Consider the following 16,809-nt stretch of genomic DNA (forward strand, 5'->3'; position numbering starts at 1 on the left):
TCATCCAGTTTATCAATTAAAACAGTTATTTCAGCTTCTGCCACCCAAAAGAATTGAACGATTTAGCTAGAGAAACAAAATTTATACAACGAAATCGGAAGTTCACGCTTATTTCTTTTTTAAACATGATTTTTACTAAACCCGGTGTGCTTTCTACCCTTTCATTAACAGGTATGTGTGGGGACCTAGGTAATTCCGATATTCACTTATCCAAACAGGCATTGAATAAACGAATTAACCAACCTATGGTCCTATTCTTACAAAAAATATTCTTACTTCTATATGATGCGCAATTGACATTGGAGCTTAGCTCCATACCGTTTAGAAGTAGTATTCCTTTTCGCTCTATACGAGTATTAGATGGAACTACTGTGACGTTATCTATGGACTGTAGTGAATTCTATCCTGGAAGTGTGGGAGCTGGCGTGAAAATCCAGATAGAATTTGATTTACTCACGGGGCGCTTTTTGTATATCAACTTACAGCCAGGAAAAGCAGGTGATGGTCCTGCTGGGTTGGATAGATTACAAAACCTACAAAAGAATGACGTGTTTTTACAAGACTTAGGCTACTTTAAATTCAAGATATTAGAAGGGATAAATGAGAAGGAAGCGTTCTTTGTTTCTCGCGCCAAAGCCGATACACAATTCCATACCCTCCATCCCAACCCACAGTACCATCCAGACGGGTCTCTTATGCAGAAATATGCATATGAACGATTGTTAATAGAAAGTGTTTTCCCTTCGATCAACCGAGGAGAGTATAAAGAATATCCTCTTGTATATATGGGGGCCAACTCCAAGATTCCCACACGCTTAATTTTATATCGTATGACCCAAAAGGAACAAAGTCGTCAAGACCAGAAAATCGCGGTGCGTAACCGGACAAAGCCAGGAATCATCAAACAAAAATCCAGAGATTTGTCAGGAGTTTCCATGATGATATCCAATCTGCCACCCACAGTCCCAGCGGAAGAAATTATCGCATTGTATCGATATCGATGGCAAATTGAACTTCTGTTTAGATCGTGGAAAAGTGATTTTAAAGTAGCGCACTTTCGAAGAATGAAGATAGAAAGATGGCAATCTCATCTGTACGTGGAGCTGATTAGGCTGCTTCTCAGTACATTGATTACCTACCAATTCCGTATTCATTTCTGGAAAAACGAAGGGTTGATTTTGAGTGAACAGATCACAATGCGAGAAGTTGGCAAAAAAATATGGGTGCTTTGGCGAGCCCGTGATGAAACGGTCTGGCAAAACACCCTAGAAAGTCTAGAAAGAATCCTTCGTTCAATTGGAAGGAAAAATATTAAAGAACCGAGTCCTATCGGTTGGAATACCTAAAGAAAAAAATAGGGGGAAATGAATTTTATTTGGCATGCATAAAATCAAATCCTGTTATAAATATATACCCGAAACAAATAGGAGCGAAACTCGAAAGTCTAAAAATAATAAAGTTTTTTTAAAAAAACTTCATTTCAAATCATACAACCGATTAACTATTCATTAAGTTGACGCCTATGGTCTCAAGGCTCCCGCTGATCCATCGGTCGCCGCTTTGCGCTTACGATCACCTCGTGTCGATTTTTGGATTTATAGAGTCGAAGTCAAAGTCATTTCTGCTTGTGAATTTGAAATTTGCACTTAAAAAGGTGAAGTGAACAACATGAAATCAGTTAATAACTTCAATGTACTCCTAAACTATTTATAGTCGAAAGGTAGGATTGGAGTGTAAGAGGGGCGACTCTGGGAGGATCAGGGTGACAGGAGAGACGATCAGAAGGAGCGTAGCGACTGATCGACTCACCGCACCCCCTCCAGAAATGAAGTGACCCCCAAAAGTTGGACAAGTTTTATTACGCACTAAGCTGGTGGTGAGTTCGATACTCTATCGGACTCATCCCCAATTTTGATTTAATACGTTTGGAGTTGTAATAGGAGATATATTCGGCTAGCTCTTTTGTGAATTGTTCCCTATTTTCAAATTCCTGTAGATACAGAAATTCGGATTTAAACGTGCCAAAGAAACTTTCCATGACCGCGTTATCGTAACAGTTGCCCTTTCGGGACATACTTTGGGTAATCCCTTTTTCGCTCAATGTATTTTGATATGGTTTCATTTGATAATGCCAACCTTGGTCTGAATGGATGACTAGTTGATCCTGATTTGTTAGGGTCTGTAATGACTGATTCAACATCTCGTCAACCAAGACATAGGTTGGTCTGGAACCGAGTGTATACGCAATGATTTCTCCGTTAAATAAATCTAACATCGGGGATAAATAGAACTTGCTTCCAAATAGCTTGAACTCAGTAATATCCGTTACCCACTTTTCATTCGGCTGCTCTGCTTGGAAATCTCGTTCCAGGATATTCGGGGCGGTCTTGCCCACTTTTCCTTTGTACGAACGGTATTTCTTGATCCGGACTAGAGAGGTAAGGTTCAGCACTTTCATAATGCGTTGTACTTTTTTATGGTTCACAATATGGCCGAGACATCGTAATTCCATTTGAATCCGCCGGTAGCCGTAACGTCCTTTGTGCTCATGATAGATGCTAAGAATCAGCTGTTTAATAGTCGCGTCAGGGTCAGATCGATCCCATCGGTTTACTAAGTTGTAATACGTGCTGCGGGCAAGTTCTGCCAGTTGTAGAAGCGCACTCACTGTGAATCGGTGCCTTAGTTCGAAGACTACTTGCGCTTTGTTTTCTTTAGTAGTTTTTCCTGTTCCTGAACTAAGGCATTTAACTTTTTTAAATAAGCATTTTCCATTCGTAAGAAATCAATTTCCTTTTGTAGTTCTTTTTCAGAAACAGATGGTTTCTTCTTGTTTTCTGGGTTTTGTTTCATGGATAGACGCCCCTCTTCTTTTGGTGACAAGGCGTCCGCCCCTTCTTCCCTATACGCATTTACCCATCTTCTAAGCGTGGAATGGTGCGTTAAGTTGAAGCGGGCAGCAGTATCTCTGAGGGACGTATTCTCATCAACCATATAATGGATTACGTCCAGTTTAAATTGTACAGAATAACTTGTACAGGGTTTCTTGAAACCATTTTCTCCGTGATACCGATATCGCTGTACCCAATAACGAATTTCACTCTTATCAATTCCGATAGATTGAGCGATTTCACGAAGACTTTCATTACCTTCAATGTATCGTTTAACCGCTTGAATCTTATCTTCTACATGAATTTTTCTCACTTGAACCACATCCTTTTCCTTTGAATGTGTCCAAGTTTTGGGGTGCAGTTCATCAGAAGGAGCGTAGCGACTGATCGACTCACCGCACCCCCTCCAGAAATGAAGTGACCCCCAAAAGTTGGACAAGTTTTATTACGCACTAAGCTGGTGGTGAGTTCGATACTCTATCGGACTCATCCCCAATTTTGATTTAATACGTTTGGAGTTGTAATAGGAGATATATTCGGCTAGCTCTTTTGTGAATTGTTCCCTATTTTCAAATTCCTGTAGATACAGAAATTCGGATTTAAACGTGCCAAAGAAACTTTCCATGACCGCGTTATCGTAACAGTTGCCCTTTCGGGACATACTTTGGGTAATCCCTTTTTCGCTCAATGTATTTTGATATGGTTTCATTTGATAATGCCAACCTTGGTCTGAATGGATGACTAGTTGATCCTGATTTGTTAGGGTCTGTAATGACTGATTCAACATCTCGTCAACCAAGACATAGGTTGGTCTGGAACCGAGTGTATACGCAATGATTTCTCCGTTAAATAAATCTAACATCGGGGATAAATAGAACTTGCTTCCAAATAGCTTGAACTCAGTAATATCCGTTACCCACTTTTCATTCGGCTGCTCTGCTTGGAAATCTCGTTCCAGGATATTCGGGGCGGTCTTGCCCACTTTTCCTTTGTACGAACGGTATTTCTTGATCCGGACTAGAGAGGTAAGGTTCAGCACTTTCATAATGCGTTGTACTTTTTTATGGTTCACAATATGGCCGAGACATCGTAATTCCATTTGAATCCGCCGGTAGCCGTAACGTCCTTTGTGCTCATGATAGATGCTAAGAATCAGCTGTTTAATAGTCGCGTCAGGGTCAGATCGATCCCATCGGTTTACTAAGTTGTAATACGTGCTGCGGGCAAGTTCTGCCAGTTGTAGAAGCGCACTCACTGTGAATCGGTGCCTTAGTTCGAAGACTACTTGCGCTTTGTTTTCTTTAGTAGTTTTTCCTGTTCCTGAACTAAGGCATTTAACTTTTTTAAATAAGCATTTTCCATTCGTAAGAAATCAATTTCCTTTTGTAGTTCTTTTTCAGAAACAGATGGTTTCTTCTTGTTTTCTGGGTTTTGTTTCATGGATAGACGCCCCTCTTCTTTTGGTGACAAGGCGTCCGCCCCTTCTTCCCTATACGCATTTACCCATCTTCTAAGCGTGGAATGGTGCGTTAAGTTGAAGCGGGCAGCAGTATCTCTGAGGGACGTATTCTCATCAACCATATAATGGATTACGTCCAGTTTAAATTGTACAGAATAACTTGTACAGGGTTTCTTGAAACCATTTTCTCCGTGATACCGATATCGCTGTACCCAATAACGAATTTCACTCTTATCAATTCCGATAGATTGAGCGATTTCACGAAGACTTTCATTACCTTCAATGTATCGTTTAACCGCTTGAATCTTATCTTCTACATGAATTTTTCTCACTTGAACCACATCCTTTTCCTTTGAATGTGTCCAAGTTTTGGGGTGCAGTTCAAAAGCGTCCCCTCTGAAACGCAAATCCCAAACCATTCTCTACTTCTCACTCTCTAATCGGCCTACACTTTCCTTCCTCTATCTATAAAAAAGCGATGAAACCAGTTAAGGTCACATCGCTTCTGATTGTACTATTGATAGTTGCTTTGAGCGGATGCGGAGTATTGGTCCGTGTCTAGCTCGGTTAGGGAAGAGGAGTCTGGAATTATGCCTAGATGGGATTTCAAAATTTGTTTCACTTCTTCTAGTTTCTGCTCGTCTAACTTGTAATAGTAAGTACCTGTCGACATATCGTCATAGCCTGTTAAAGTGATCGTATCCACATCCGGAAGTCCGCTTTTTATATATTGGATAAACGACAACATTTGCTTGGAGGTCATATCGGTTTTCATGTTTTCGCCTAGCGCATTGATCACGTCTCCATATTTTGTAATGGAAGTAATCGATGTCGCTTCTTTGATCATCGCCTGAAGAATCATCTGCTGGCGTTTACCACGCTCAATATCATTATCAAGTTTACGAGTACGTGCTAAGGCTAATGTGTGGCGGCCGTCTAGACGATGAACTCCTGGCATGAGATGAATCGCATTTTTATCGTTTTCATCTTTCTCAATACGCTCGTATGGCACCTCGACTTCGACTCCGCCAAGTGCATCTACCACATCGATGAATGCATTAAAGTTCATTTTGACGTAATAGTTGACCGGAATATCGAATAGTTCTTCGACTGTATCAATAGAGGCTTTTGTTCCACCATAGGCATGGGCATGTGTGATTTTATCTCTATAGTTTACCTGTGGAATATAAACATGGGAATCACGAGGTATGCTGACGAGTTTGATACTTTTGGTTTTAGGGTTCAAAGTGGCGAGCACTAAAGCGTCTGATCTTCCGTGCGCTTCTCTATCTTGGCGTGCTTCGCTTTCGTCTACACCAATCAAGAGAATCGACACTTTATCTTTTGCGGGTTCTACATATATTTCTGGCGGATCTTGCTTAGCGATAGGTTCATAAGAGCGATCGAGTACGTTCATCGCTTGGTTATGAAGCTTGAATGCATAAGCGGAAACGGCTAAGGCTGCGATGAAGAATGTAAATAATGCTATTTTTAAGAAGCGTTTTGTTTTGGAACCCTTTTTTTTCTTATACTCTTCTCTTTTCATGTTATACCTCCAGGGGTACGGCGGAAAAAACCGTCAATGGCGAATCTATGGGAAGTTCATTTTAATGATTAGTGGCCAATCTTCACATAAAAATTCAAGGTGATTGAATGAATTCAGACTTACTACTCAATAAGGTTCACCTTCTACCATTATACCCGCTTTTCAATTGGACGTATAGTCAGATGTCGAACTCTAGGAATTTATGTCCGGCTGTGGCGATGATCGCCTGGCCGTTCGTTAGTTCCATCATCCATTCCTGAAAAATCTCCTGCTGTTCTTCAGGAACATATAAAAAGAGTTCAACGTCCTCTTCATAGACGATCTCTTTTAACGGGTAGTCGGATTGCCGTATTTCGTTTTCTACTTTGCCTAGCCATGTATAATCGATAGAAGTTTTAACTAGTGTGTGTAATTTTCTTTCCACAATACCTGTTGCGGCAATGCCTTCAGATGCTGCTTTACCATAAGCGCGGATTAGTCCGCCGCCACCGAGTTTGATGCCGCCATAATAGCGTGTCACGACAATCACGGTATCTTTTAAGTGCTGCTTTTTTAGCACTTCCAAAATGGGGAAGCCGGCTGTGCCTGAAGGCTCACCGTCATCGTTCGCTTTTTGGATCTGGTCATGTTCTCCTATGATATAGGCAGAACAATTATGTGTAGCTGTATGATGGTTCTTTTTAATGTCCTGTATGAAGTCCAGTGCTTCTTGTTCTGTCTCGACTCTTTTGACAAATGACAGAAAACGGGATTTTTGGATGACGAATTCACTCTCTCCGTGCAGTTTTACGGTTTTATAATTAGCTCGCATTTGTCGTTCCCCCTACATTTGTAATATACTTATAATACTTTCTCATCATTAAAATGATATACTATATATGAAGTGTATAAGTATTTAGGCTAAACTGCAATAATGCTCACTTTGCGAAATTTCACATAAACGGATGCGGGAGGGAGTTATTTGAACGATAAGGAAATTGACATTCAACAGATGGAGAAAATCTTTGGCAACATGGTTAATGTAATGGATCGTTCAAAAAGCGACATTTTTTTAATTAGTGAACAAAGCCGCCGAAGTTTTGAAGAGATGCAAAAAGAGTTAGCAGAAGTGAAAGAAAGTATTTCTCATGTGATAACAGAAGGTGACTCTTTAGATGATATGTCACGTCACTCAAGAAAACGTCTTGCTGCTGTATCAAAAGATTTTGAAACGTATAGTGAAGAAGAAGTTAAACACGCTTATAGTGTGGCAAATGACTTGCTTGTACGCGCCTCCATTAATAAAATGGAAGAGAAACAACTTCGTGAAAGACGAGATGAACTTGAACGTCGATTGATGTTACTGCTCTCTACAATTGAAAGAGCGGACCAACTTGTTAACCAAGTAACTACTGTAATCACATATTTAACATCTGATTTGAAAAATGTAAGCACAGCACTGGAAACGGCTCGGCAAAAACAAGATTTTGCGGTTCAGATTATCCAGGCCCAAGAAGAAGAGCGTAAGCGTTTATCACGTGATATTCATGATGGACCTGCGCAAATGCTAGCCAATGTCTTGATGCGTTCTGGCTTAATCGAAAAAACGTTTGTTAAACATGGTCCGGAAGAAGCAATGCAAGAGCTATCTTACCTAAAAGAAATGGTGAGAGGAGCGTTATCTGAAGTACGTCGTATTATTTATAATTTGCGACCAATGGCTTTGGATGACTTAGGGCTTGTTCCCACATTGCGAAAGTATTTATTGACCATAAGTGAATATGAGGCGCCGCTCATCATTCATTTTCAAAGCAATGGAGCAGAGAAAAGATTTGCCACCAATTTTGAAGTAGGTATTTTCCGTCTCATCCAAGAATCAGTGAATAACAGTATTAAACATGCGAAAACTGATGAAATATGGGTGAAAATTGAATGGTTACGAGATTCAGTTAATATATTAATCAAAGACCAAGGCCTCGGCTTTGATACAAATGAAGTAAAAGAGAAATCATTTGGTTTAATTGGCATGCAAGAACGTGTGGAATTATTGAAAGGGAAAATGAAGGTCACTTCGAAAGTAGGGGAAGGCACTTCAATTCTTTTTCAAATTCCATTGGACGAAGAACTGTAAGTAAGGTAATTACTGGGAGGAATAGGATATGGAAGCGACAAAAATTTTGATAGTAGATGACCACCAATTATTCCGTGAAGGAGTTAAACGAATTTTGGATTTTGAAGAATCGTTTAACGTAGTAGCAGAAGGCGACGATGGAGTCGAAGTAGTTGAATTGTACAGAGAGTACGAGCCAGACGTCGTGTTGATGGATATTAATATGCCACGCATGAATGGTGTAGACGCGACAGAGCAATTAGTTAAAGAGTTTCCGGATGCGCGCGTTATCATGCTATCCATTCATGACGACGAGTCCTACGTAACACACGCTTTGAAAACAGGTGCTCTTGGCTACATGCTGAAAGAAATGGATGCAGACGCAATTATTCAAGCGATCAAAGTAGTAGCAAATGGTGGTTCATACTTACATCCTAAAATCACGCATAATTTGGTAACAGAATTCCGTCGTTTGAGCGAGAGAGAACATAAAGGATCCTTCCAGCAGAACGACATTCGACGCCCTCTTCATTTATTGACGAAGCGCGAATGTGAAGTTCTACAATTGTTGACAGATGGCCAGAGTAACCGAACAATTGGTGAAACGCTCTTCATCTCAGAAAAAACGGTGAAAAACCACGTTTCCAGCATTTTGCAAAAAATGAGTGTAAATGACCGCACACAAGCGGTTGTTACAGCAATCAAAAATGGTTGGGTAGAAGTAAAATAATAATAGAATGAAAAAGGTCTTTGTATACGGAAGGCCTTTTTCTCTACGTAGGAGGGGCATATGAAGAAAAAGATAGCAGTCGCGTCCATGGCATTAGTGCTTGCACTTGGCGCATGTGGTAACGCAGATGAAACCGAACAGAACAATCCAGAAACTGGCGAAGCTGCACCAGGCAATGGTGCTATCGATCATGGAGTCGACGATAATAAAGTAGGGTTTAGTATGTCGGGTGACGAGGTTGAAGAAGCGGCAGACGTACCAAAAGAAGCTAAAGAAGAAATTCTAGCTGCTTTTGAAAACTACATCGAAACATTGAACAATCAAGACGTAGAAGGTTATCTCGCTACGCTTTCTACCGAAGGCTATGATCTAGAAGAAGAGCGACAGGCTACGGAAGAAATGCTTGAGAATACTAAGATGAAACGTGAAACAGATAATGAAACGATCGTAAAATATTCAGAGGATAGCGCACAGTTATTTTCTACGTTGAAAACGACATTCACGGATATTGAGACGGGAGTGGAAAATTCACCAGAAGGTCGCCAAGTGACTGTTTTCACTAAAGAAGATGGGGCATGGAAAGTGTTCTCTATCCACTTTATTGGCGATGAACCGGTAAACGAATAAAATCATTTTATATATTAACGTAACGACAAAACTTCCAGTGAGGCTAACTGGAAGTTTTTATTTGAAAGAATAAGTTGAAAAAAGCAAAAAAAAGCACTACCTATGTTATAATAGACATGCGAAAATTTTTTAATTTGAGAGAAAGTCCTTTGATTGTTTAAAATGTACCCTTTGTAAAGGACAATTATAAAAAAAGCCTAAGCTGCTTGTTGAAGCTGTCGTCTGTATTCTGCAGGCGGCAGCTTTTTCAAGTTCCACTGCCCGCGATAATGGTTATAGTACGTCATATAACTCTTGATTTCCCGCCTAACTTCTTCCATTGTCTCACAATCTTTTATATTGGTTTCATCCTTGAAGTGACCGAAAAATGATTCCTGTGGAGCATTATCCCAACAGTTCCCTCTGCGTGACATCGATTGTCCTAACCCCATTTTCTTCACTGCTGCCTGATACTTTGGGTTTGTATAATGAAATCCTTGATCTGAATGTATAAAGGCATCTGTCATTAAATGACGATGTTTCTTTAGTTTGCGAAGCGTATTCATTGCGATCTCCAAACCTAACGAAGAAGAAACTTCATAGGCTAAAATTTCATTCGTTTGGGCGTCTTTAATCGTTGACAAGTAAGCACGTTTGCCATTTCCATATGTCAAATAGGTGATGTCGGTCAATAATACCTTTCCAGCCACCCCTTGCTTAAACTCACGTTGTAACGTGTTTTCACATGTGCGGTGCTCTTTCGTCGCCTTTGCCATACGACGTGCTGGGTTGGCTTTGCGGATGGGACAGATGATATCGAATTTTTTCATAATCCGGCGAATGCGTTTTAGGTTATATGTAATGCCGTACTGATTTTCGAGTGTCATTTTAATTTGGCGTGCTCCTTTTTTTCGTCCTCGAAAATGATAGGCCTTTAAAATGATTTCCTTTACAACTTCGTCTGCCTGTTCGCGAGCGGCACGTTTCTGTTTAGATTTCTCTCCAAAGTGCCTATAGTAGCCCGAACGCGATACCTCCATAAGTTCGCATAAGTAGCTCACCAAACGTGCTAATTTATACTTTTGGATGGTGAAATTAATTAGTTCATATTTTAGCGTCGTTTGGATTGTGATTTCTTTTTCATCATCTGCCTTTCGAGTAGATCGAGCTTTTTTAACAGTTCATTTTCCGCCTGTAATAAGCGGTTTTTCGCTTCTAGACGTTCAATCTTTTCTTCGGATGTCAAGTCGCGTTCTGATGGACGGCCTGAATTGGTTTTTCGTGTGTCTTGTAAGCCTTCCACCCCGCTTTTTCTATAGGCGGCACGCCAACGCTTTCCTGCAGATTTAATCCGAACTGCTCCTATTAAATCGGCATCTAATCCAGCCTCTTCAAAAATGTCTCGCGGCAGTTTTCCTTTTTCATTTTCCGAAATAAAATGACGTTTAAACTCATCTGTATAGGTGATGGATTTATCACTAACAGCTTGTACGTTAGGATTGCATTGCAAGCGTGCTTGTTCTTTTAAGGTAAACAATCGTTCAGTCACATTCATCCGCTCCCACATCTTTTTATTCATTATAAACAAAAGTACCCTATAGGATAGACTTTTTTCAAAGTGTCTATCTTATAGGGTACATTTTAGTTGCCGCGATCCTAGGGCTTTTTCTTTGTTGTAATGCACTCGTTCCGATAATACTTTATAAATAACCCTCAATAATTTATGACCGCAGGCGACCACGGCTTTCATCTTCGATCCCCGAGCAGAAATACGATAATAGAGTGAACTAAAGGCTGGATCCTTAGAACGACCGGCCATCCCACCACTTGCATACAGTGCGGTCTTCAAATATTTATTCCCTTGAGTGGTGCGTGAACTTTTTTTCTTCCCTGCGCTTTCATTAGACCCTGGAGAAACCCCTGCCCAAGAAGCTAAATGTCCAACTGTTAGAAAGGCCTCTACATTTGGGCCAATTTCTCCTAAAATAACAGCGGCACTCTGTTGTTTCACACCAGGTATTTCCATCAGCAGCGCGTACTCTTCCGGAAAGTACTCCAAAATATGACGTTCAATGTCTTCCTCTATCTGCTTGATCTTTCGTGAATAAAAATGATATTCCTCGAAAGAATCTTCCAATAATCGACGATTGATCCTACTTAGTTTCCCATCCATCGCGGTCAATAAATCCTGCGCAGACGCTTTCACACGTCCATGTCTACATGCCTCTATCCGTTCGATGCTTACTACTTCTCCGTCAATAAATAGTCGGAGTAAGGCTTGTCCTGTCTTTGAAAAAATATCCGACAAGTAGCCAGTGAGTTTAATATTGGATCGTTGAAGCACATTGTGTAGTTCGTTTTTGGCCTGCGTTCGTTTTTGCATGTAGGACTGTCTGCGCCTCGTCAGTAATCGCAATTCCATCACTTTGAAGTCGGGAATATATGAAGCCTGAATAAGACCACAACGACCCAACTGGGCAATCCATTCGGCATCTTTCGTATCCGTTTTTCGTCCAGGAACATTCTTAATATGTTGAGGATTGGCAAGTGTAATATGAAACGGAGCTTCGGAAAAAATATTGAACACAGGTAACCAATATTGTCCGGTGCTTTCCATAAAGACATCCGTTACTTCATGATTATTCAACCAGTCAAGTGCTTGACGTAACTCATGGGTGCGAGTACCAAACGTTCTTTCATACTTTTTAGGCCGATTCGTATCTAAGGGACCATCCAGAATACAACAGACAATGGTTTTTTGATGGACATCGATGCCACAACATGTTTCTACCATGATTTCCATTTAGAATCCCTCCATCGAATAAAGTGTAGGTAATGGAGCTCCTTATGAAAAATAGAAATTTTATTTCCACGTTCTAAGACGTAATCGGCTGATCGCTCGTGATAAGAAGCTCATCCAGTTTTTTATACAGGTTCGGCAAAACCCATTAAACGTACGGATTTGTATTACCTATCTTCATTATACTGGACGAGCTACCTTTCCGTCATGGCAGAGATTGCGAAGCAATCATATAGTTTTTTATGCAAAAAAAAGCCATACTAAGAGTACTTGCTTTTCTTCGCTAAAGGAATTATAATCAACTGAAGAACATACGTTCTATAAGGAGGCGATTTCAATGCCTTTGATCCCCGCAGAGGCAATGCCATATTTGGAGAACTACATTTATCTTCCTATGCTATTGACGATTATGGAACGTGACCGTCGATTGTTAGAGAAGGTACCGTTTAAATTGAAAAGTCCGTATCTTAATTTGCTGGACGAAACGATGAATACAGTTTCTGTTGATTTACAAACAACTTCTATGTACTTGCAAGAGCATAAAATGAAAGTGATACGCCATTCAACAGATGAACTATTTACGGAATATATATTTTTACATGATGGCTATCAAGATATACGTCGTTATTTGAATGTCCGTTTACGTAATCGATCGGAAGAGTTATTGAATTTGTATATTAGGAAATTGTCGTGTCAGAACTCTTCGGCTCCATGATCATATAATAAGAACTTCGCAATTCTTCCTGAGCATTTTCAAATCGTTGAAACAAAATATGTGATAGCGCCATTTGACGATAAACAGTAGCTATCGAAGTATCTAATTGCATCTGCGTGTCGTTTTTTAAAATAACGGTCACACCCTCTTCGTGTTGCACAGCGTCTTTTACTGCATGATAGGCTACCCATGAGTTTTTATGTAATGTAGGGGACAGTAAAGGAAAAAATAATAATGGTCGGTCATTTGAATGTGTCAGCATGATGGGTGGCTTCGGTCGATTTTTCAAATCCATTTTGGAGCTGTTAATGATGGCCTCAAAGTTGGAACGGTAATGTGCACAAGAATCCCTCATGATTTCAAGTGGTGTTTTCTCAACGATAAAAGTCCGGTCGCTTTCCACTACTTTTGTATAGTATGGATTCGCATGTTGCCCATGAAGTAATGCAAAAGTATGAAATGTAACGATGTAAGACGATAGATAATGTGGGTTAGCCATGTCGTTCCCTCCCGTTTAATAGGACCATATACGTATTAATTATAGTATAGAAAAAACTAAAATCAACTATAATATTATAAAAAGAGTAAATATTCTATTAACGTGGTGGATTTTATCGATTAGTGATGGATAGGTGGTGGCACGATGTTGTAGGTGGACGCGTTTGGGAGGAAACCGCGGTGAGCCAATTCACATAGTAGTCATAAAATGAATTAAAAAACTGAAGACATGCCTACTATCGAAGGCGTGATCTTCAGTGTATGACTAAAATTCAGTTCTGATACTCAATAGCCGCTGCACCTAATGTTTTAGCCGCAGCAATCATAGCCTTTTCATCAATGTCAAAACGTGGATGGTGGTGAGGGTATGCATCTATCGGCCGAGCGCCTGTGAAGAAGAAAGTGCCCGGAACTTTTTCAAGATAGTAGGCGAAGTCTTCCCCACCCATTTGAGGTTGCATTTCTTCTACACCTTTTAATTCTGGAATAGATTCAGCAACAGCTTTTAGATAGTTCGTTTCATTTTCATGATTGACCACTGCTGGATATCCGCGGAAGTATTCTACAGTGATCTCACAATCGTGCGCCAAGGCTGTGCCTTCTGCTATACGCTTTATTTCTTGTTCCATTAGGTTGCGTATGTCATTGGTGAACGTGCGAACGGTTCCGCTTAGAACAGCTTGATCCGCGATGACGTTGAAGGCGTTTTCTGCCACGAATGAACCGACTGATAGAACAGCTGACTCGATAGGATCTGTACGTCTTGAGACGACTTGTTGTAAGTTCATCACTAGCTGTGAACCGATGACGATCGCGTCTTTCGTTTGATGTGGAGAAGCGCCGTGTCCGCCAGCTCCTTGAATTGTAATGTGGAATCGGTCCGCTGCAGCCATGATCGGGCCTGAAGCGTAACAGATGACACCTGATTCGAATAATGACCATAAGTGCGTGCCGAAAATGACATCGACACCTTCTAAACAGCCGTCTTCAATCATCGCGATCGCACCGCCTGGAGCCAATTCTTCCGCATGTTGATGGATAAATACATATTCTCCAGAAAGCTCATCGCGCATTTCATTCATTGCTTTTGCTAATTGAAGGAGCGTAGCAGTATGGCCATCGTGTCCACAAGCATGCATAACGCCAGGAACAGTGGATGCATATGGTGTTTCTTTTTGATCTTGAATAGGTAATGCGTCAAAGTCTGCCCGCAAAGCAACTGTTTTTCCTGGCTTCGCGCCTTTGACTCTTGCGACGACACCATTGCCGCCTACTCCAGTACGTACTTCTATGCCAAGCTGTTTATAAAAGTCAGCGATATAGGCAGCGGTTTTCGTTTCTTTAAACGAAACTTCCGGGTTCATATGTAAATATCGGCGAATCTCTACCATATCGTCATAAGATTGTTCAAGTTTCTGGAATAATTGTTTTCTCATTATAAAACCCCTCTCGAATAGACAAATAAGTCAATCAGCTCATTCAGTATAGCAAGCAGCAAGCCACATCGCAAACTCATGTTTTGAAGTGTCGAGTAAATAAACTGAATGAATATAGTATAAAAATGATAAGTTAGATCACTTTCCAATAAAAAGAAGGTCTGACGTCGAAACGTCAAACCTCTTCAGTAGGGGTTTTATAATGAGTAGTGTATGGGGCGCTTGTGAAGATATGTTGTGTAGCACCACCCGCATCCTTGAATACCGTTTTATCGGATAACTGATTACCAGGGGAGTTATACCAAATCTCATACAACCGTCGATCTGTCCATTGCGTCAATAATGTATACGTATCAGAACCGATAGGGCGCAGTAAGCGGAATGCTACGAAACCTGGCATGTTTTGAAGATTTTCACCTAAGTGCTTGTACTGATGTTCGAAAATAGGTTTCCCTTCATCTGTCACCGCAACGTTATCCATTGCAAAGAATCCAGGCTCTGTCAGGTTACCGTAAGAACCTACTACTTCAAACTTCCTTGGTGTTTGAAATATGCTTTTGCCATTCGTCTCATGAAGCAACAGCGTATTACCGCCACCGTTCATTAAAAGTATTGATTCGTCAGCGTGCTGATCTTTGATTTTCTCCATAAAACCCAGCGTTCCAGTTGTCATATAAATATTCATAGAAAATTCCTCCTTTGGCTAGTAACGATCGTCAGTGCTACGTTTTATTGAAAGCACTATTTACAGTGTATGATTCTACATGTAGTAATTCCCTTAAATCACCCGAATCAAACACTTATTGCAAGCAAGTTAGGAATGATTGTCTAAAGCATGGCAGAAATAGGAGTTGTCTTAGCACAAAATTATGACAAAGGCGCAATTCACTATACATTAACTTGTCAACGGTTTATCATGAGAACGTATATGAGTCACGTGGAAGAAATTAAAAATATGGAAAGAGGTATCTCTGAATATGTCAACTTTTAATGATACATTATTACGTGCTGCGAGAGGCGAGGAAATTGAACACACACCCGTTTGGTTCATGCGTCAAGCGGGACGTTCACAGCCCGAATATCTTAAAATCAAAGAGAAATACTCCTTGGAAGAAATTACGCATCAGCCTGAACTATGTGCGTATGTAACAAAACTTCCAGTAGATCAATATGATGTAGATGCAGCCATTTTATATAAAGATATCGTTACACCACTTGTAGGGATCGGAGTAGATGTAAAGATTAAACCAGGCGTAGGCCCTGTTATCTCCAACCCGATTCGTTCTGCACAAGACATCGCTAACTTAGGGGAGTTTTCAGCAGAAGAGCAAGTTCCTTATGTTTTGGATACGATAAAAATGCTGACACAAGAGCAATTGAATGTTCCACTGATCGGTTTTGCAGGCGCACCGTTTACACTTGCGAGCTATATGATCGAAGGCGGTCCTTCAAAGAGCTATAACCTGACAAAATCCTTCATGGTATCTGAGCCACAAGCTTGGTTCGCATTGATGGATAAATTAGCTGATATGACGATTAGTTATATCCAAGCACAAGTTAACGCTGGCGTGAAAGCCGTGCAAATATTTGATTCATGGGTAGGCGCATTAAATGTTTCGGATTACCGAATCTTCATTAAACCTACTATGACTCGTATTTTCTCGGAACTACGTAAATTGAATGTTCCATTGATTACATTCGGAGTCGGCGCAAGTCACTTGGCGAATGAATGGCATGACCTACCAGTCGACGTGGTCGGACTGGATTGGCGCTTGTCTATAAAAGAAGCTGGTGAGCGCGGTATGACAAAACCAGTGCAAGGAAACTTGGATCCGTCCATGTTACTGGCAGACTGGTCAGTCATCGAAGAACGTGCAAAGCTTATTGTTGAACAAGGTGTAGAGCACGGTAGCCACATCTTCAACTTGGGCCATGGCGTATTCCCTCAAGTACAACCTGCAACATTGAAACGCTTAACAGCTTTCGTACATGAATATAGTAGAGAATTACGTTCGAAATAATAATCCAATTACGAGGTG

The 16,809-nt window shown here is 40.6% G+C and carries 15 protein-coding genes; 6 read left to right on the forward strand and 9 right to left on the reverse strand.

Annotated elements, in window-relative coordinates:
- Window positions 1–53: 53 nt before the first annotated feature.
- Window positions 54–1,346, forward strand: coding sequence for an IS4 family transposase (locus tag SporoP8_RS13300; protein ID WP_143560437.1), 1,293 nt, complete (start codon window positions 54–56; stop codon window positions 1,344–1,346).
- A gap of 512 nt (window positions 1,347–1,858) precedes the next feature.
- Here the strand turns inward: SporoP8_RS13300 and SporoP8_RS13305 are convergent.
- The 4 genes from SporoP8_RS13305 to SporoP8_RS13320 all read right to left on the reverse strand — a co-directional run bounded on the left by SporoP8_RS13305 (window position 1,859) and on the right by SporoP8_RS13320 (window position 6,707).
- A protein-coding gene (locus SporoP8_RS13305; protein WP_099628087.1) for an IS3 family transposase occupies window positions 1,859–3,204 on the reverse strand; the annotation gives its coding sequence in 2 pieces (ribosomal slippage) (window positions 1,859–2,760 and window positions 2,760–3,204; 1,347 coding nt in all).
- Window positions 3,205–3,336: 132 nt separating this feature from the next.
- A protein-coding gene (locus SporoP8_RS13310; RefSeq protein WP_099628087.1) for an IS3 family transposase occupies window positions 3,337–4,682 on the reverse strand; the annotation gives its coding sequence in 2 pieces (ribosomal slippage) (window positions 3,337–4,238 and window positions 4,238–4,682; 1,347 coding nt in all).
- Window positions 4,683–4,864: 182 nt separating this feature from the next.
- The gene (locus tag SporoP8_RS13315; RefSeq protein WP_085132954.1) at window positions 4,865–5,896 is read right to left on the reverse strand and encodes an LCP family protein; all 1,032 of its coding nucleotides are present in this window, start codon (window positions 5,894–5,896) and stop codon (window positions 4,865–4,867) included.
- Between the two features lie 178 nt (window positions 5,897–6,074).
- The gene (locus SporoP8_RS13320) at window positions 6,075–6,707 is read right to left on the reverse strand and encodes a YigZ family protein (protein ID WP_085132955.1); all 633 of its coding nucleotides are present in this window, start codon (window positions 6,705–6,707) and stop codon (window positions 6,075–6,077) included.
- 150 nt (window positions 6,708–6,857) lie between these two features.
- Between SporoP8_RS13320 and SporoP8_RS13325 the strand changes: the two genes are divergently transcribed.
- From SporoP8_RS13325 to SporoP8_RS13335, 3 genes are read left to right on the forward strand one after another with little or no spacing between them, the layout of a single operon-like run.
- Complete coding sequence (locus tag SporoP8_RS13325) at window positions 6,858–8,006, forward strand: sensor histidine kinase (RefSeq protein WP_198166021.1); 1,149 nt, start codon at window positions 6,858–6,860, stop codon at window positions 8,004–8,006.
- Window positions 8,007–8,034: 28 nt separating this feature from the next.
- Window positions 8,035–8,715 (forward strand): response regulator, encoded by a 681-nt coding sequence (locus SporoP8_RS13330; protein WP_085132956.1) that lies wholly within the window; start codon window positions 8,035–8,037, stop codon window positions 8,713–8,715.
- Between the two features lie 60 nt (window positions 8,716–8,775).
- Window positions 8,776–9,342 carry a nuclear transport factor 2 family protein gene (locus SporoP8_RS13335; protein ID WP_085132957.1) on the forward strand — a complete coding sequence of 189 codons (567 nt, stop codon included), beginning with the start codon at window positions 8,776–8,778 and terminating at the stop codon, window positions 9,340–9,342.
- Between the two features lie 197 nt (window positions 9,343–9,539).
- On the opposite strand, the gene SporoP8_RS13340 is transcribed toward SporoP8_RS13335, so the two are convergent.
- A protein-coding gene (locus tag SporoP8_RS13340) for an IS3 family transposase (protein ID WP_232319244.1) occupies window positions 9,540–10,870 on the reverse strand; the annotation gives its coding sequence in 2 pieces (ribosomal slippage) (window positions 9,540–10,489 and window positions 10,489–10,870; 1,332 coding nt in all).
- A gap of 78 nt (window positions 10,871–10,948) precedes the next feature.
- Window positions 10,949–12,124: an IS110 family RNA-guided transposase gene (locus tag SporoP8_RS13345; protein WP_085132958.1), complete on the reverse strand. Its 1,176-nt coding sequence runs from the start codon at window positions 12,122–12,124 to the stop codon at window positions 10,949–10,951.
- A 334-nt stretch (window positions 12,125–12,458) separates the two neighbouring features.
- Between SporoP8_RS13345 and SporoP8_RS13350 the strand changes: the two genes are divergently transcribed.
- On the forward strand, window positions 12,459–12,836 hold the full coding sequence (locus SporoP8_RS13350) for a YhjD family protein (protein WP_085132959.1): 378 nt from the start codon (window positions 12,459–12,461) through the stop codon (window positions 12,834–12,836).
- On the opposite strand, the gene SporoP8_RS13355 is transcribed toward SporoP8_RS13350, so the two are convergent.
- The 3 genes from SporoP8_RS13355 to SporoP8_RS13365 form a co-directional block, all read right to left on the reverse strand.
- Window positions 12,799–13,335 (reverse strand): competence protein ComK, encoded by a 537-nt coding sequence (locus tag SporoP8_RS13355; RefSeq protein WP_085132960.1) that lies wholly within the window; start codon window positions 13,333–13,335, stop codon window positions 12,799–12,801. The two genes, SporoP8_RS13350 and SporoP8_RS13355, sit on opposite strands and share 38 nt — an antisense overlap.
- A gap of 271 nt (window positions 13,336–13,606) precedes the next feature.
- The gene (locus tag SporoP8_RS13360) at window positions 13,607–14,770 is read right to left on the reverse strand and encodes a M20 metallopeptidase family protein (protein ID WP_085132961.1); all 1,164 of its coding nucleotides are present in this window, start codon (window positions 14,768–14,770) and stop codon (window positions 13,607–13,609) included.
- A 175-nt stretch (window positions 14,771–14,945) separates the two neighbouring features.
- The gene (locus tag SporoP8_RS13365) at window positions 14,946–15,455 is read right to left on the reverse strand and encodes an antibiotic biosynthesis monooxygenase family protein (protein ID WP_085132962.1); all 510 of its coding nucleotides are present in this window, start codon (window positions 15,453–15,455) and stop codon (window positions 14,946–14,948) included.
- Between the two features lie 292 nt (window positions 15,456–15,747).
- On the opposite strand from SporoP8_RS13365, the gene hemE reads away from it, so the two are divergent.
- Complete coding sequence (gene hemE, locus SporoP8_RS13370) at window positions 15,748–16,791, forward strand: uroporphyrinogen decarboxylase (RefSeq protein WP_085132963.1); 1,044 nt, start codon at window positions 15,748–15,750, stop codon at window positions 16,789–16,791.
- Window positions 16,792–16,809: the final 18 nt, after the last annotated feature.

Source organism: Sporosarcina ureae (assembly GCF_002101375.1).
GTDB classification, from domain to species: Bacteria; Bacillota; Bacilli; order Bacillales_A; family Planococcaceae; genus Sporosarcina; species Sporosarcina ureae_B.

Excerpts from the sequence above, each read along its gene's own strand:
- SporoP8_RS13315 (WP_085132954.1), bottom strand. The coding sequence starts at position 5,896 with ATGAAAAGAGAAGAGTATAAGAAAAAAAAGGGTTCCAAAACAAAACGC.
- SporoP8_RS13320 (WP_085132955.1), bottom strand. The coding sequence starts at position 6,707 with ATGCGAGCTAATTATAAAACCGTAAAACTGCACGGAGAGAGTGAATTC.
- SporoP8_RS13330 (WP_085132956.1), top strand. The coding sequence starts at position 8,035 with ATGGAAGCGACAAAAATTTTGATAGTAGATGACCACCAATTATTCCGT.
- SporoP8_RS13335 (WP_085132957.1), top strand. The coding sequence starts at position 8,776 with ATGAAGAAAAAGATAGCAGTCGCGTCCATGGCATTAGTGCTTGCACTT.
- SporoP8_RS13345 (WP_085132958.1), bottom strand. The coding sequence starts at position 12,124 with ATGGAAATCATGGTAGAAACATGTTGTGGCATCGATGTCCATCAAAAA.
- SporoP8_RS13350 (WP_085132959.1), top strand. The coding sequence starts at position 12,459 with ATGCCTTTGATCCCCGCAGAGGCAATGCCATATTTGGAGAACTACATT.
- SporoP8_RS13355 (WP_085132960.1), bottom strand. The coding sequence starts at position 13,335 with ATGGCTAACCCACATTATCTATCGTCTTACATCGTTACATTTCATACT.
- SporoP8_RS13360 (WP_085132961.1), bottom strand. The coding sequence starts at position 14,770 with ATGAGAAAACAATTATTCCAGAAACTTGAACAATCTTATGACGATATG.
- SporoP8_RS13365 (WP_085132962.1), bottom strand. The coding sequence starts at position 15,455 with ATGAATATTTATATGACAACTGGAACGCTGGGTTTTATGGAGAAAATC.
- hemE (WP_085132963.1), top strand. The coding sequence starts at position 15,748 with ATGTCAACTTTTAATGATACATTATTACGTGCTGCGAGAGGCGAGGAA.